The sequence below is a fragment of the Pseudobutyrivibrio xylanivorans genome, assembly GCF_008935055.1.
Taxonomy (GTDB): Bacteria; Bacillota; Clostridia; order Lachnospirales; family Lachnospiraceae; genus Pseudobutyrivibrio; species Pseudobutyrivibrio xylanivorans_A.
Genome location: NZ_CP043028.1, coordinates 1,780,279 through 1,794,569 on the forward strand (window position 1 = coordinate 1,780,279; position 14,291 = coordinate 1,794,569).

The following is a 14,291-nucleotide window of genomic DNA, read 5'->3' on the forward strand; positions in this document are numbered from 1 at the left end:
GAGCACTAAGAGATTGTATGCTAGAAATGCTCATTTATTCTCCTAAATAAGCTTTAATAACCTCTGGATTATTAAGCACATCTGATGTACGCCCCTGCGAGAGCACGCGACCAAAATTAAGTACTGTGAGCTTTTCACAAATTCCTGATACCAACTTCATATCATGCTCGATAAGAAGTATTGTCACCCCAAATTCCTTTCGGATAAGTGCAATAGTATTCATAAGATCTCGGGTCTCATTTGGATTCATACCTGCCGCAGGCTCATCCAAAAGTAAAAGCTTTGGATTTGTGGCCAATGCTCTTGCAATCTCAAGCTCACGCTGTTTTCCATATGGAAGGTTAGAAGCCAAAATATCTGCTGAAGAGTCAAGTCCAAAAACTGAAAGAATCTCTAATGCCTTCTTATCCATTTCTTTTTCAGTTGCAAAATACTTTGGCAATCTGAAAATGCCTGTGGCTGTACCATATTCAAAGGTGTTATGCAGTCCGATTTTTACATTATCAAGTACGCTCTGATCTCCAAAAAGACGAATATTTTGGAAGGTTCTGGCAACACCAGCCTTATTAATATCTGCGGTCTTCTTTCCTGTTACATCCTTGCCATCAAGGAAAATCTTGCCGTCTGTTGGCTTGTAAATTCCTGTAAGCATATTGAAAACTGTAGTCTTTCCAGCGCCGTTTGGTCCAATAAGACCATATAGCTCACCTTTCTCGATAGAAAGATTAAATTCATCAACCGCCCTTAGACCGCCGAAGGAAATGCCAAGATTAGTAACTTCAAGTAAAGCCATTTATCGCACCTCCTTCTTTTTGAATTTGCTCATGATTGCCGCCGTTGTGAGACCATGATCATCTCTCCACTTAAGGATAGCTGGGGCCCAGTTGAACAACATAAGCACAATAAGCACGATTGAGTAGATCAGCATTCTGTAGGTTGAAAGTCCTCGAAGCAGTTCTGGAAGCATTGTAAGCACCACTGCTGCAATAACTGAACCGGAGAAGTTTCCGATTCCACCTAAAACTACATATACCAGAATCATGATTGACATGTTGTAGCCAAAATTATTTGTTGTGGCTGTAAGAGAATTGATATTGTGAGCATAAAGCACACCGCCAATTCCTGCGATTGCTGCGGAAATTGTAAATGCCACAAGCTTATACTTTTTCACAGGAAGTCCAACTGTCTCTGCGGCAATCTGATTATCACGAATTGCCATGACAGCTCGGCCTGTTCTTGAATGAACGAAATTATGAACCACCACAAGTGCCAAAATCAAAAGTAAAACCGCAATTGTAAATGTAGACTGGCGTGGAGTTCCAGTAATTCCCTGAGGGCCATTTATGATCATTGTTCCATCAAGATTCATCCCCAGTGACAGCTGATCCTTAATTGAAAAATGAAGTCCCTTGGAATCCATTCCAACATACATTACATTAATAACATTTTTAATAATCTCGCCAAAGGCAAGTGTTACAATTGCAAGATAATCGCCTGAGAGACGAAGTACTGGAATCGCAATAAGGAATCCAAACAATGCTGCCATGGCTGTTCCAAATAAAAGTGCAATGATAAATCTAGGAACATCAGGAATTGTGTTTTGGAAAACTCGTGAGAAAAAAGCAGATGTAAATGCTCCCACGCACATAAATCCCGCATGCCCAAGGGAAAGCTCTCCCAGATATCCTACGCAAAGATTAAGCCCTACTGCCACAAGCGAATAAGCACAAACTGGAACTAACAAGCCCTTCATGAGTGAGCTTAGGTTTCCAGTGCCATCCATAATCGTCATTACTAAATAGAGAACAACAATCACACCGATTGAACCTAGCAGCTTCTGTGTAGATTTGTTTAAATTCTTGTATAATTTCATACCTGCCACCTACACTTTCTCTTTGATTTGCTTGCCTAAAATTCCAGTAGGCTTAACTAAAAGTACAATTATTAATACCGCAAATACGATAGCATCTGCCAACTGGCTTGAGATGTATGCCTTCGCCAAAATCTCTATAATACCAAGCAAAAGTCCACCAACAAGTGCTCCTGGTATTGAACCAATACCGCCAAATACCGCTGCTGTAAAGGCCTTGATACCCGGCATAGAACCTGTATAAGGTGTAAGGCTAGGGTATGATGAACAAAGGAGCGCACCAGCAATTGCTGCAAGTCCTGAACCAATAGCAAAGGTGAGAGAAATTGTTGCATTCACATTGATACCCATGAGAATGGCTGCATCTCTGTCTTCTGAAACAGCACGCATTGCCTGTCCTGGCTTTGTATTCTTTACAAACCACATAAGGGCAATCATTATCACGATACATGTGATTATGGTAACAATTGCATTACCTGTGATTTTTAAGGCGCCACCTGCCAGTGAAAGTCCCTGCCACTTGATTACAGAAGTGAAGCTTACAGGATTTGAGCCAAAAATCATAAGAGCCATATTCTGCAGGAAGTAGCTGACACCAATGGCGGTAATCAGTACAGCCAGATTGGTTGCCTTTCTAAGTGGCTTATATGCTATTTTTTCTATAATCATTCCAAGTGCAGTACAGCACACAATAGAAATAACAATAGAAACTACAGCAGGCATACCTGTATTTGACATACACATAAAGCAAAGGTACGCCCCAATCATGATTACATCGCCGTGGGCGAAGTTCAACATCTTGGCTATGCCATAAACCATCGTATAGCCAAGTGCGATTAAGGCATATACACTTCCCAGGCTGAGCCCGTTAATTAAATAGGTTAAAAATCCCATAAGAATTACTCTCTTTCCCAAAATAATCTAAAAAAGTTGGTTACGGCTACAAGCCTTAGAGTCTCTTACTTCGGCTACATGCCTCATTCAGAGACCTAAGAGCTTGATGCCTACCAACTTTTATCCATAGTCTAAGAACGAATTCTTAGTCTGCTGATACGTATGCACCGTCTTTAATAATTACAGCCTTAGGTGCCTTTGATACCTCACCCTTATCGTTCCATGTCATACTCTCACCTGTGAGTCCATCATAATTTACATTCTGAATTCCACTGATAAGTGCATCGCAAATCTCTTCTGTAGAAGCTTCTGGTGTAAGTCCTGATGCCTCAAGCGCTTCCTTTAAAATGTAAATACCATCATATGCATCAGCTGCAAACTGGTTAGGTGTTCCACCGAACTTCTCCTCATAAGCCTTTACAAACTTCTGTGTAGCCTCATCCTCTGCATCTGCTGCGAATGGTGTAAGAAGATATACACCCTCAGCAAGCTTTACATCGAAGTTTTCCACACCGAGAAGTCCATCAAAACCATCTACACCAAACATTGTAGGAGCATATCCCATCTGATTAGCCTGTGTAAGTACGATTGAACCTTCTGTGTAGTAGAATGGAAGGAAAAGAAGGTCTGCCTCTGCATCCTTACATTTCTGAAGCTGTGTTGTAAAATCTGTCTTTGAATCTGCTGTGAAAGCCTCTGTTGCTACAATCTCAAGTCCCTTTGCCTGTGCTTCCTTAGCGAATGTCTGGTAAACACCAGATGAATATGGATCTGAGCTGTCGTAGATAATACCAACCTTTGTTCCAAGTCCATTATCTGCAATATAGTCTGCGGAAACAGCACCCTGATTTGGATCTGAGAAGCAAACCTGAAATACATTGTCATGTCCGTTTGTTACGTCTGTAGATGAAGCAGATGGTGTAAGTGTAAAAATTCTATCTGCATATGTCTCTGCTGCAACTGCCTGGCATGCACCAGATGTAACTGTTCCCTCAAGAATCTGCATTCCCCAATCCTTAAGAGTATTGTATGCGTTAACTGACTTCTGCTGGTCAGCCTCGTCGTCCTGGAAATTAAAAGAAATTTTATATCCGTTGATTCCACCTGCCTCGTTAACCTCGTCTACTGCAAGCTGAATCGCATTCATAACACCCTGTCCGTACTGAGCAGCACCACCTGTGATAGGTCCAATACCACCAATTCTCCAAGTGAGCTCTCCTGATGTATCAACTGATTCTCCACCACCTGTTGAACCACTGTCGCTTCCGCATCCTACGAATAAAGATGCTGTCATTGCTGCACAAAGTGCTAAACTTAAAGCCTTCTTCTTCATACATTTACCTCCATTTCGTTCATTGCGAAATCTTCCCGTTTCGCTTTAACACTTTACTTTATGAAACTACTTTGAAGATATAATAAATCTTGTTTAAACTATTTGCAAGAAAAACTTTCACGATTTAACTCAATAAAGTGTCCTTCTGGTAATTTTTCTTCATCAAGCACCAGTGGACCGAAGGCTGTGCGCTTTAATTCAAGCACTTCTCGTCCTACTTCAAAGAACATTCTCTTTACCTGATGAAACTTGCCCTCGTGAATAGTAATATAGCAAGTATTTCCACCTTCATACTGCACAGTAGCAGGTGCAGTAGGTTCTCCCTCGCCTATATGTACCCCAGCTTCAAGATCTGCGACATTTTCATTAGTTAATTCACCGTCAAGTGTTACAAAATAAGTTTTATCCACATGCTTCTTTGGCGAAAGCATATCATGAGCCAACTGACCATCGTTGGTGATCAACAGTAACCCCGTGGTATCCTTGTCCAAACGCCCCACAGGTGCCAGTCCACGTGGTGCATCAGGGCATTTGCTATAAAACACATCCATAATAGTACGCTCATGTGCATCCTCTGTTGCGGTGATAACTCCCTTAGGCTTGTTGATAACATAGTAAGAAAACTGTTTGTATGTGTATTCCTTCCCCTGATAAGTTATAACAACAGAGTTCTCATCTACCTTTTGCTCAGGCTTTGCTGCCCTTTCTCCGTCTACAAAAATAAGGCCCTTCTTAAGAAGAGCCTTAACTTCAGACCTTGTTCCGATATTTAATTCTACCAAAAGCTTGTCTAATCGCATCAATATTCAATTACCTCTTAGTATGAAATTACTTCATAGCCTGTCTCTGTAACAAGTACCTGATATTCCCACTGAGCTGATGGCTTGCCATCAAGTGTGGAAACCTCCCATCCATTGCTTGGGTCTGTCTTAATCTTCTGTGAACCCATATTGATCATTGGCTCAATTGTAAACATGAAGCCTGGGACCATAAGAAGCTCTGTGCCAGGAAGTGTATTGTAACCAACCCAAGGCTCCTCGTGGAACTCAAGCCCTACTCCATGACCACCAATCTCACGAACAACCTGATAGCCATTTTTGTGTGCGTGTTCGGCAATAGCAAATCCCACATCACCAAGGAAGCCCCAAGGCTTAACCTGCTCTAAGCCAAGGTCGCAGCATTCCTTTGTAACCTCAACCAGCTTTCTGGTCTCAGGGTCTACATCGCCTATCATAAACATTCTTGAGGAATCTGAATAATATCCATCAAGAATAGTTGAACAATCTACATTTACAATATCACCGCTCTTAAGGATAACATCCTCAGAAGGATAACCATGACAAACCTGATCGTTTACAGATGTGCAAACGCTGAATGGGAAGCCCTCGTAATTGAGAGGTGCTGGGATTCCTCCCATCTTAGTAGTTGTCTCGTATACAATTTTATCAATCTCTGCTGTGCTCATGCCCTCATGAATTGCCTCAGCAACTGCATCAAGGCAGGCCATGTTGATAACTGCAGATTTCTTAATCTTTTCCACCTGCTCAGGTGTCTTAATCATGTTGTGCTTTGGTACCTTGTGGCCCTTCGCTGCGAAGCTATCGATTTTTCTATCAAAAGCTTCATGACATTGCTTATACTTACGACCGCTGCCGCACCAGCAAGGGTCATTTCGATTTATCTTTTGCATTTCTTCGTAAACCTTTCTTCTCAGTTTTGCTCTTTTCCTTGTCCGCATCTGTTAATCCATTGATATAATTAATCTTTGTATGCTCTAATGTAATATCACCCATAACAAGTTTCTTCCAGAGCTTTTCATTTATTTCAACCTGATGTTCATCCCTAATCAGGCTGTAATAATATCCATCGTACTTATATGCTGCCTGACTTGGTCCCTGCTCCTTTGCAAGATAATCCTGATATTTTTCAGCAATAGCTGCCAGTCTTATCTGCTGATTGATAGTGTCCTCATCGCAGGGAAGCTTTTCCAGCTGGATATCCAGGCGGTCTTCCCAAAAATCATTTATGGCATAAGACAAATCCTGCTCCTCACTTTCTGTGAGTGTATCCATACCATTTTCAACGGCAAGCTGATAAAAGAGATGGTCATGAACCGCCATCCCCATCACAACATCCTTCGCCTCCAACTGGATAAATGTATCGTTTGTATGAATGTTCCAATAATCCTTGGTGTAATCAGGATTGTAAATCTTTGCCTGCTCCTCTATCTTTGCCTCTTCAAATAAAATGTAGAAGGCCAAGTCTTCAAAAGTCACAGGGATGCCATCGATAGTGACGGCTGTATCTGCCAGATGATCGTTATAAACAAGCGGTCCTCTGGTTGTATCCATGTAAATAAGCACGTAGGCCATTACCGCTACGCACAGAATAAGCACTATAGGTTTTATAAGCTTTTGAATTCTCATAGTACCCTTCGAATTGTGATAATCGAGTGGCAGTTTGCAGGGCGATAATTAGTGATACCTGTTGCAGTACTCTGTGCCTCTACAATAAGCCCTCCACCTGCGTAAATAGCAACGTGACCTGGATAACAGATAATGTCGCCAGGCTGCATGTAATTATAGCTAACCTCCTGTCCGACACCTCTGAAGGAACCTGAGGTCATTCGTGAGCCATAAGTAATTCCAAAGTTAGCTAGGACACCCTGAACGAATCCAGAGCAGTCGCAACCATTTGTAAGTGATGTTCCACCCCAAACATAAGGATTTCCAACGAACTGATTTGCATAGGAAACAACGCTGGAGCCACTGATACCTGTGCGATATCCAGGATTTAAGTCTCCATTTACATTGTAGCTTCCTGCAGACTTAACTGCACCACCAGTACCACCGGCAGCTGCGCGGGCGGCAGCTTCTCTTGCTGCTCGAAGCGCTGCCTCTCTCGCGGCAATCTCCTTCGCTTCTTTGAGCTCGGCATCCAAATCATCCATTTCACCACGCTTTGCAGTGACCATAGTTTCAAGGGCTGCCTCCTGAGTCTTTAACTCTTTCTTTGCAGACTCAAGAGATGCCTTTTCATCTTCTAAGGCTGCTGCAAGCTCTTCGATTTCTGCCTGAGTGGCTATGAACTGATCAAGCTTTTCTCGATCATACTTTTGAACACTGTTGGCATAATCAACCCTATTAAGGAACTGGCTAATTGAACCAGATTCAATAAGCATCTCAAACACGCTTGGTGTAGGAGTCTCATACATATATTTGATACGAAGCTTCATTGCAGCATACTGAGCCTCTCTGGCTGCAGTGGCATCCGCAAGAGCAGCTTCAGTGTCAGCTATCTCTGCCTCTGTATCCTTAATGGCATTGTTAATTTCGGTAATCTGACTTACCAGGCTATATAAATCTGCATCCAGCGCATCAATCTCATCCTGCAGTGCATCCTGCTCAGCCTCAATTTCTGAAACTGAACGGACTGCATTTGACACTGTTGAATCAGATGCAACAAGACATCCTATAATTGCAAGGCAAAGGGACGCCCTGATTATCTTAGAATATTTCATAAACACTATCTCCGAATATATTGCCAAACTCAATATCTTGTAATTTTTTACACAATCATCCAACATTATGATACATATAATAATGTGGCTTTTCAAGGTAATCATAATTTTTTCAAAATAAATAGCCCTGGCATTTCGCCAGGGCCGTGAGATCATTATGAAATTGTAACTAGCAAAGTTTCATGCGAATTTCCTTAGTAATTATGTCTGTATAGCTAAAAGATAATAACTGCGATGGACATGTCTCAGTGTCGTCAACTAATATAGTAAATACACTCGGGTAAGCCTCTTGAATAACACCTTGCTGAATGTCTACCTTGTTACGTCCTTTGTCCAACTGAATAACAACTCTACTACCGCACTGCGATCTTACAGATTCGCGCACCTTGTCAAAGTCCTCGCGTTCCATGATGTCTCCCCCTTTTCTAGCAACACGTATTCCCCGACTGGGTTATGATATTATATGCTGCTGAATGGATTGTACCATCTTTTGTTAATTTTGTCAAAATTTTCAGGGAGTTTTTTGAATATTTATGATAAAAAGTACCCTCCGGTCGTTGTATTTGTTATATCCTGTAACACAATTAAATTACCATTTAAATCTCATGTTGCTATGCTTTTACACTCGTTGATTATCATTTCCGTCTACTATATAATTGAACTATCTTATATTTTGGAGGTTATAATGCTTAGAACTATATTAGCAATCACATTTGTCACCATCTTTTTGATTGTAAGTATTCCAATTTGGGGAATACTTTTCATAGTAGGACTTTTCAACAAACACGCCAAAGATGTCATCGGCTATAAATGCGTAGCTTGGGCTTTTGGTGTTGTTGCTTTTATTTCTGGTGTGAAATATGAGGTTCACGGCCTTGAAAATATACCAAAGGACAAAGCCGTACTCTACATTGGTAATCATCAAAGCTTCTTTGATGTAATCCTTGGTTACCACATCTGTCCTGCAGTTACCGGATTTCTTTCAAAGAAAACCTTCGAGAAGGTTCCTCTTTTAAACGTTTGGATGAAGATGAATTACTGCCTCTTCCTTACAAGAACCGATCCTCGCCAGGATTTAAAGCTTATCATCAAAGCTCAGGAATTTATCAAACAGGGGATTTCAATGTTTGTGTTCCCTGAAGGAACCCGCTCAAAAACTGGAGAGATGGCCGAATTCCACGAGGCATCCTTCAAGCTCTCTACCAAAACTGGTTGTCCTATCGTACCTGTATGTTTCACAAACACTCGCGCGGTTCTCGAAGCTCAACAGCCTCGCATCAAACGAGCACACGTCATTGTACGATTCCTTCCATCCATCGACCCTAACGCTCTCGAAGGCGACAATAAGAAGCGCATAGGGCTCTACGTTCACGATATTATCGAAAAACAATTAATAGAAGATTCAAAATTGGTATAAATTAAATTACCCCCTAGTAGCTATCTAGCTCTTACTGATACTCAAGCGAAGCATTCTAAGCTGAGCGGAGTAACAGTAAGGCTTGATAGTGTAACTAGGGGGTTCTTAGTTTTATTATCCCAGTTTATTTTTTAATGTTTTTACTACAGTTTCGAAATTCATAAAGTGTGACGCCTTCACAAGTATTGTGTCGCCACCGCGGATTATAGGAAGCAAATCTTCCAGCATAGTCTCAACTGAGCTGTAATGATGTGCCATGCACGAGCTGTTGGTCTGGCTGAGAGATTTGTTAATCTCCTCAGAAAGCTGGCCTACCGTAAATACATAGCCAATATTGTTGTCCTCAAGAGCTTTGCCTATTCCATAGTGTAGCTGTCTCTCGTCTGTTCCAAGCTCTCCCATGTCTCCAAGAACTGCAATTGTACGTCCTGGTGCCTTTCCAAGTACCTCTATAGATGCCTTCATAGAAACTGGATTTGCATTGTAACAGTCGTCAATGATTGTGATGTCACGAATGGTAATAATATTGTTGCGACCTGAGATTGTGCCTGCATTTTCAAGGCCTCTCTTAATCTCATCTGCGCTAAGGCCAAGCTTATAGCCTACCGCCGTAGCAGCGAGTCCATTCATCACATTGTGATTTCCTGGAAGCGGAATAGTCACATCAAAGCTATCGTCCTTAACCTTAAATGCAGCCCTTGTAGCTGACATACCTTCAGCTACAACATCCTTTGCACTAAACTCCTGACCATTCAATCCATAAAAGATTTTTTCAAGGCCAAGGGTATCAGCCCCAGAAAGCTTATCGTCATCCCCATTAAGGATAACCACACCATCCTTTGGCATATGCTCGAAAACTTCTGTCTTAGCCTTAAGAATTCCATCGCGATCCTTCAAAAATTCCAAATGGCACTGACCAATATTTGTCATAACAACTATATTTGGCTTTGCAATATCTCCAAGACGGTGCATCTCACCAAAATCAGAAATTCCCATTTCCACAACTGCCACCTGATGCTCATCTCTAATGCGACAGATTGTAAGAGGCAGTCCTATTTCATTGTTGAAATTTCCCTCAGTCTTGAGCACACTAAACTTTGTCTCAAGTACTGAAGCAATCATCTCTTTTGTGCTGGTCTTTCCAACGCTTCCGATGACTCCAACAACTGGAATATTTAGTTGCATTCTATAGACAGTTGCAATCTGCTTGAGAGCCAGCTTTGTGTCTGAAACGATTATATATGGGCCTGATGGATTTTCAAGCTTTCTTTCGGAAAGAGATGCCAATGCTCCCTTTGAAAAAGCGTCCTCGATGAAATCGTGACCATCAACTCGCGCGCCAACCATAGGTATAAAAAGGAAGTCCTTTTCAACCTTTCTATTATCGTTTACAGCACCAGCAATCTCCTTATCGCATAATGCTTCACAGCCTTCTGGCAAAACAAGCTGCCCCTCAACTGCTTGAGCAACCTTTGCCAATGTCATATTCTTCATATACTACTTCTCTCTAACCTTGGGAATTTCCCGTATTCTATCTTAACCGTGCTTAATGCCGTACTTCTTCAATGACACTTCGATGAGATCCTCACACAAATCCTCGAAATCAAGTCCGATGACTGCAGCCTCCTGTGGAAGAAGACTTGTAGGTGTCATTCCTGGAAGAGTGTTGGCCTCAAGGCAGTAAATATCGCCTTCCTCGTCCATCATGAAATCCATTCGGGCATAGGTTGTAAGACCAAGAGCCTTAAATGCCTTCTCAGCGTATTTCTGCATTGTCTCTGTCTGAGTTACAGTAAGCTCTGCTGGACATGTCTCAACTGCTGATCCTGCTGCGTATTTATTCTTGTAATCGTAGAAGCCCTGCTTAGGAGCAATCTCAATAACTGGAAGAGCCTTACCCTCGATGACACCATCAGAAAACTCCCTACCCTTAATGAACTGCTCAACTACAACCTCGTTTTCCCACTCAAATGCTGCATCTAAAGCTGCACCAAGCTGGTCAGCAGACTCAACGATGGTAACACCGATTGACGAGCCGCCACAGTTAGGCTTTACAATACAAGGATACTTGTCGAACTTAAAGCCCCTTCTATTTTCCTTTTTCAGTGAAACGCCAACAGGTGTAGGCACTCCTGCTCTATCAAGGAAGTCCTTTGTCATCTGCTTATCCATTGCAACTGCGCTGGAAATATAGTCGTTGCCAGTGTATCTGATTCCAAATAAATCAAATGCTGCCTGAACCTTTCCGCTCTCACCATCACCGCCGTGAAGGGCCATAAAGACAATGTCAGCCTTCTGACAAATTCTGATAACATTTGGGCCAAAAAAGCTAGCGCTTTTATCAGCGCGGCTTGCAATAATCGCCTTGATATCCGGTGCCTCTGTTGGAATGTTTTCAACCTTTACAGAATTTTCTTCGCTGTTTTCAAAAATATCTGTTATGTCACACTCTGCATCAGAAAATCCCATAAACACGTCCAATACAAGAGCTCTATGTCCTCTATTTCTAAGTGCTGCGGCTACCTGAGTTCCCGATTTAAAAGAAACATCTCTCTCGGAACTTAAGCCACCAGCTAATACTACAATATCCATTTATTGTTGCCTCCGTTCAGTATTCCCTCCGCGTTAATATAGTATTTTTTTGACAAAATTACAATAGGGAGCCCCTCATATCTTTTCTTATCCTGTACTCTTCATGCATGTAATCCATCAGCAACTGCACAGAATCAAGATATGAATCCACAAGAATCGCGCCTTTGTCATCATCAATAGCTTTGCAAAGCTCACTCTTTATGAACAGGGCATTGAACAACATCCTAGTTTCCACCTTATTAATGAATTCATCAAAGATGAATTTCAGGAAATTATCAGTTTTATCATAGTCGTTTTTCATAAGACAAACTCTTGCCATTATAGCTGAAATCTCCAAAAGCTTCTCTGGAGCAAATGGGGTGATGTTATTCTTGGAATTTTTAAACAGACCGTCAAAAATCAGCTCAGCAGTTTCCTTTTTTCCAGAAATCATATAGGATTCGCCCATAATGAAAAGTATTTCATACTCAATAGGGGTCAGCGTCAACATTGGAATATCCTCGAAGTCTGGCAGACATCTGCACATCTCGTATACCTCAATGGATTTATCGAGAAATGCCTCTACAGTCATTCCATTCTTTCTGCAAAATATCAGATGTGCCAACACAAAATACTGCATATCTTCAGTGTCATTCTTGTCCATGACCTTCTGAAACTTGTCCAGCTTTCTTTCTATTTCCTCCTCTCTCCTCTTCCTGATTGCCATGAGTAGCTCCACACGAGCCTTTTTGAAACCGAACAATTCCTCCATTGTGACAGCATTAAATTCAATTCCCATACGCTCGAAAGCTCCATTGAACTTCTTCAACAGCTTTATTTCCGGAAATTCATGCTCATTCTCAATTCTGGAAATTGTTGATGGCATACAATCAACCTTTTCGGCTAAAAAAGCCTGGGTCCATTTCTTCTGCTCACGCAGCTTTTGTAAATATCCGCCAAACCCAATTTTTGCCATAAAAAACCTCCTTCCTGGGATAATGCTAGGCATTATACCAGTAGGAGGTTAAAATCAAATGACTATTCATTTACCATTATGCGAATTCTAGAATTCTGGTTCAATCAAGCCGTAAGCTCCGTTCTTTCTCTTGTAAACCACATTGATTTCATCTGTATCCGCATTTCTAAACATGAAGAAATCATGTCCGAGCATTTCCATTTCAAGGCAAGCATCCTCAGCATACATTGGCTTCATATCGAAGGTCTTCTTACGGATAATCTGGATTTTCTCCTCATCTCCAGCCTTTTCCTCGATAAAGTCCTGAGCGAAAATAGCTCTTGAATCAGACTGCTTTCTATCGATGATTTTGTTTCTGTGCTTCTTGAGCTGAGCCTCAAGGGTATTTGTAACAGCCTCGATTGAAGCATACATATCAGATGTAACTTCCTCTGCTCTCAAATAACTTCCCTTCATTGGGATTGTAACTTCTATTTTCTGACGTCCCTTCTCTACGTCTAAAGTAATAATCGCTTCAGTATCTTTTGTAAAATATTTGTCTAACTTTTTGAAACGCTCCTCCACTGCGTCCTTAAGTCCCTGGGTTAATTCGATGTTCTTTCCTGTTATTGTTGTTTTCATGATGTCGTACCACCTTTACCGAATATTTGATAAATGAATTAAATACATTTATCATATGAATAGTATAGCAAGAGAGACCTTTTTTCTCAAGTTATTATCTGATAATTAATATTTTCTTAATATATTGTAAGACTTCTTGTGGGTAACTTAGGGAAAAGCCCACAAGAACCCTGCTCTGAAGGGCAATATTTTCTTTCAGAAAATATTGGTCCAGTTCCAGTTTTTGATTTTCTGATGAAAATCAAAAACCTATACACTTTTATCAATAGGAGAACAAGAAAATGAAAAAAACTGCATTGATTACAGGCGCTAGTCGTGGTATTGGCAAAGCAATTGCCAGAGCATTGGCTTCTGATGGATATCATCTTGCCCTCTTCTGCCACAGCAATATTGAAATGCTAAGAGATTTAGCTCAGGAGCTTACTGAAGAGTATAAGGTAGAGGTTTACACCTACTGTGGAAATATCGCAGATTTTGAGTTTACTGTTACCTCCTGCGAGGACGCTTTGGACAAGCTTGGGCGCATAGATGTCCTAATAAATAATGCAGGAAAAGCCTCAATCGGACTCCTTACTGATATGACTGCCATGGACTGGAACAGTATGCTTGGTACCAATCTGTCATCACTTTTCTATACTGCAAAAGCAATTGTACCAAGTATGATAAGACACAAGTCTGGAAATATTATCAATATCAGCTCTATGTGGGGTTCGGTAGGTGCAAGCTGCGAGGTAGCCTACTCTGCAACCAAGGGTGGTATGAACGCCTTTACCAAGGCCCTTGCAAAGGAGCTTGCTCCAAACGGAGTTGCCGTCAATGCAATCGCCTGCGGCGTGGTGGACACAGATATGAATGGCATGCTATCTCCTGAAGAGAAGGCTGAGCTTGCTGAGGAAATCCCTGTAGGCAAGTTCTGTACCCCAGATGAAATCGCAGAAGTTGTGCTTGGCATAATAAAAGCCCCATCATATATGACAGGGCAGATTATTGGTGTAGACGGGGGGTATATTTAAACTCCACGTCGGTTACGGCTACAAGCCTTGGTATTACTTCTGGGCACTACATGTGCCCTGCCAGTAACACCAAGAG

At 41.6% G+C, this 14,291-nt stretch carries 15 protein-coding genes; 2 read left to right on the forward strand and 13 right to left on the reverse strand.

Annotated elements, in window-relative coordinates; translation table 11 throughout:
• Positions 1 to 34 precede the first annotated feature (34 nt).
• The 9 genes from FXF36_RS08145 to FXF36_RS08185 form a co-directional block, all read right to left on the reverse strand.
• Positions 35 to 793, reverse strand: coding sequence for an ABC transporter ATP-binding protein (locus FXF36_RS08145; RefSeq protein ID WP_151623282.1), 759 nt, complete (start codon positions 791 to 793; stop codon positions 35 to 37).
• Positions 794 to 1,873, reverse strand: a complete 1,080-nt coding sequence (locus FXF36_RS08150) for a branched-chain amino acid ABC transporter permease (RefSeq protein ID WP_151623283.1) — start codon at positions 1,871 to 1,873, stop codon at positions 794 to 796. It abuts the gene before it with no gap.
• A 9-nt stretch (positions 1,874 to 1,882) separates the two neighbouring features.
• Positions 1,883 to 2,764 (reverse strand): branched-chain amino acid ABC transporter permease, encoded by an 882-nt coding sequence (locus FXF36_RS08155; protein WP_151623284.1) that lies wholly within the window; start codon positions 2,762 to 2,764, stop codon positions 1,883 to 1,885.
• 145 nt (positions 2,765 to 2,909) lie between these two features.
• Positions 2,910 to 4,097 carry an ABC transporter substrate-binding protein gene (locus tag FXF36_RS08160; RefSeq protein ID WP_151623285.1) on the reverse strand — a complete coding sequence of 396 codons (1,188 nt, stop codon included), beginning with the start codon at positions 4,095 to 4,097 and terminating at the stop codon, positions 2,910 to 2,912.
• A gap of 98 nt (positions 4,098 to 4,195) precedes the next feature.
• On the reverse strand, positions 4,196 to 4,897 hold the full coding sequence (locus FXF36_RS08165) for a pseudouridine synthase (protein ID WP_151625728.1): 702 nt from the start codon (positions 4,895 to 4,897) through the stop codon (positions 4,196 to 4,198).
• Positions 4,898 to 4,914: 17 nt separating this feature from the next.
• Entirely contained in the window at positions 4,915 to 5,787 is an 873-nt protein-coding gene (locus FXF36_RS08170; RefSeq protein WP_151623286.1) for a methionyl aminopeptidase, read from the reverse strand.
• The gene (locus tag FXF36_RS08175; protein ID WP_151623287.1) at positions 5,765 to 6,523 is read right to left on the reverse strand and encodes a hypothetical protein; all 759 of its coding nucleotides are present in this window, start codon (positions 6,521 to 6,523) and stop codon (positions 5,765 to 5,767) included. The genes FXF36_RS08170 and FXF36_RS08175 overlap by 23 nt, the downstream gene beginning before the upstream one ends.
• Positions 6,520 to 7,617: a coiled-coil domain-containing protein gene (locus tag FXF36_RS08180; protein WP_243143479.1), complete on the reverse strand. Its 1,098-nt coding sequence runs from the start codon at positions 7,615 to 7,617 to the stop codon at positions 6,520 to 6,522. Before FXF36_RS08180 ends, FXF36_RS08175 begins: the two co-directional genes overlap by 4 nt.
• 169 nt (positions 7,618 to 7,786) lie before the next feature.
• Positions 7,787 to 8,026: a Veg family protein gene (locus FXF36_RS08185; protein WP_015548439.1), complete on the reverse strand. Its 240-nt coding sequence runs from the start codon at positions 8,024 to 8,026 to the stop codon at positions 7,787 to 7,789.
• Between the two features lie 276 nt (positions 8,027 to 8,302).
• On the opposite strand from FXF36_RS08185, the gene FXF36_RS08190 reads away from it, so the two are divergent.
• On the forward strand, positions 8,303 to 9,034 hold the full coding sequence (locus tag FXF36_RS08190; RefSeq protein WP_167511327.1) for a lysophospholipid acyltransferase family protein: 732 nt from the start codon (positions 8,303 to 8,305) through the stop codon (positions 9,032 to 9,034).
• 114 nt (positions 9,035 to 9,148) lie between these two features.
• On the opposite strand, the gene FXF36_RS08195 is transcribed toward FXF36_RS08190, so the two are convergent.
• From FXF36_RS08195 to hpf, 4 genes are all read right to left on the reverse strand, one after another.
• On the reverse strand, positions 9,149 to 10,528 hold the full coding sequence (locus tag FXF36_RS08195; RefSeq protein ID WP_151623290.1) for a UDP-N-acetylmuramoyl-tripeptide--D-alanyl-D-alanine ligase: 1,380 nt from the start codon (positions 10,526 to 10,528) through the stop codon (positions 9,149 to 9,151).
• 42 nt (positions 10,529 to 10,570) lie between these two features.
• Positions 10,571 to 11,626 (reverse strand): D-alanine--D-alanine ligase family protein, encoded by a 1,056-nt coding sequence (locus FXF36_RS08200; RefSeq protein ID WP_151623291.1) that lies wholly within the window; start codon positions 11,624 to 11,626, stop codon positions 10,571 to 10,573.
• A 58-nt stretch (positions 11,627 to 11,684) separates the two neighbouring features.
• A complete protein-coding gene (locus FXF36_RS08205) occupies positions 11,685 to 12,581 on the reverse strand; it encodes a helix-turn-helix domain-containing protein (RefSeq protein ID WP_167511328.1) in 897 nt (298 codons plus the stop codon).
• Between the two features lie 87 nt (positions 12,582 to 12,668).
• Positions 12,669 to 13,202 carry a ribosome hibernation-promoting factor, HPF/YfiA family gene (gene hpf / locus FXF36_RS08210; RefSeq protein WP_151623293.1) on the reverse strand — a complete coding sequence of 178 codons (534 nt, stop codon included), beginning with the start codon at positions 13,200 to 13,202 and terminating at the stop codon, positions 12,669 to 12,671.
• A gap of 281 nt (positions 13,203 to 13,483) precedes the next feature.
• Between hpf and ymfI the strand changes: the two genes are divergently transcribed.
• Entirely contained in the window at positions 13,484 to 14,215 is a 732-nt protein-coding gene (ymfI, locus tag FXF36_RS08215; RefSeq protein ID WP_151623294.1) for an elongation factor P 5-aminopentanone reductase, read from the forward strand.
• Positions 14,216 to 14,291: the final 76 nt, after the last annotated feature.

Bases quoted from the DNA above. Each gene is read 5' to 3' on its own strand.
- FXF36_RS08145 (WP_151623282.1), bottom strand. From the start codon at position 793: ATGGCTTTACTTGAAGTTACTAATCTTGGCATTTCCTTCGGCGGTCTA.
- FXF36_RS08150 (WP_151623283.1), bottom strand. From the start codon at position 1,873: ATGAAATTATACAAGAATTTAAACAAATCTACACAGAAGCTGCTAGGT.
- FXF36_RS08155 (WP_151623284.1), bottom strand. From the start codon at position 2,764: ATGGGATTTTTAACCTATTTAATTAACGGGCTCAGCCTGGGAAGTGTA.
- FXF36_RS08160 (WP_151623285.1), bottom strand. From the start codon at position 4,097: ATGAAGAAGAAGGCTTTAAGTTTAGCACTTTGTGCAGCAATGACAGCA.
- FXF36_RS08165 (WP_151625728.1), bottom strand. From the start codon at position 4,897: ATGCGATTAGACAAGCTTTTGGTAGAATTAAATATCGGAACAAGGTCT.
- FXF36_RS08170 (WP_151623286.1), bottom strand. From the start codon at position 5,787: ATGCAAAAGATAAATCGAAATGACCCTTGCTGGTGCGGCAGCGGTCGT.
- FXF36_RS08175 (WP_151623287.1), bottom strand. From the start codon at position 6,523: ATGAGAATTCAAAAGCTTATAAAACCTATAGTGCTTATTCTGTGCGTA.
- FXF36_RS08180 (WP_243143479.1), bottom strand. From the start codon at position 7,617: ATGAAATATTCTAAGATAATCAGGGCGTCCCTTTGCCTTGCAATTATA.
- FXF36_RS08185 (WP_015548439.1), bottom strand. From the start codon at position 8,026: ATGGAACGCGAGGACTTTGACAAGGTGCGCGAATCTGTAAGATCGCAG.
- FXF36_RS08190 (WP_167511327.1), top strand. From the start codon at position 8,303: ATGCTTAGAACTATATTAGCAATCACATTTGTCACCATCTTTTTGATT.
- FXF36_RS08195 (WP_151623290.1), bottom strand. From the start codon at position 10,528: ATGAAGAATATGACATTGGCAAAGGTTGCTCAAGCAGTTGAGGGGCAG.
- FXF36_RS08200 (WP_151623291.1), bottom strand. From the start codon at position 11,626: ATGGATATTGTAGTATTAGCTGGTGGCTTAAGTTCCGAGAGAGATGTT.
- FXF36_RS08205 (WP_167511328.1), bottom strand. From the start codon at position 12,581: ATGGCAAAAATTGGGTTTGGCGGATATTTACAAAAGCTGCGTGAGCAG.
- hpf (WP_151623293.1), bottom strand. From the start codon at position 13,202: ATGAAAACAACAATAACAGGAAAGAACATCGAATTAACCCAGGGACTT.
- ymfI (WP_151623294.1), top strand. From the start codon at position 13,484: ATGAAAAAAACTGCATTGATTACAGGCGCTAGTCGTGGTATTGGCAAA.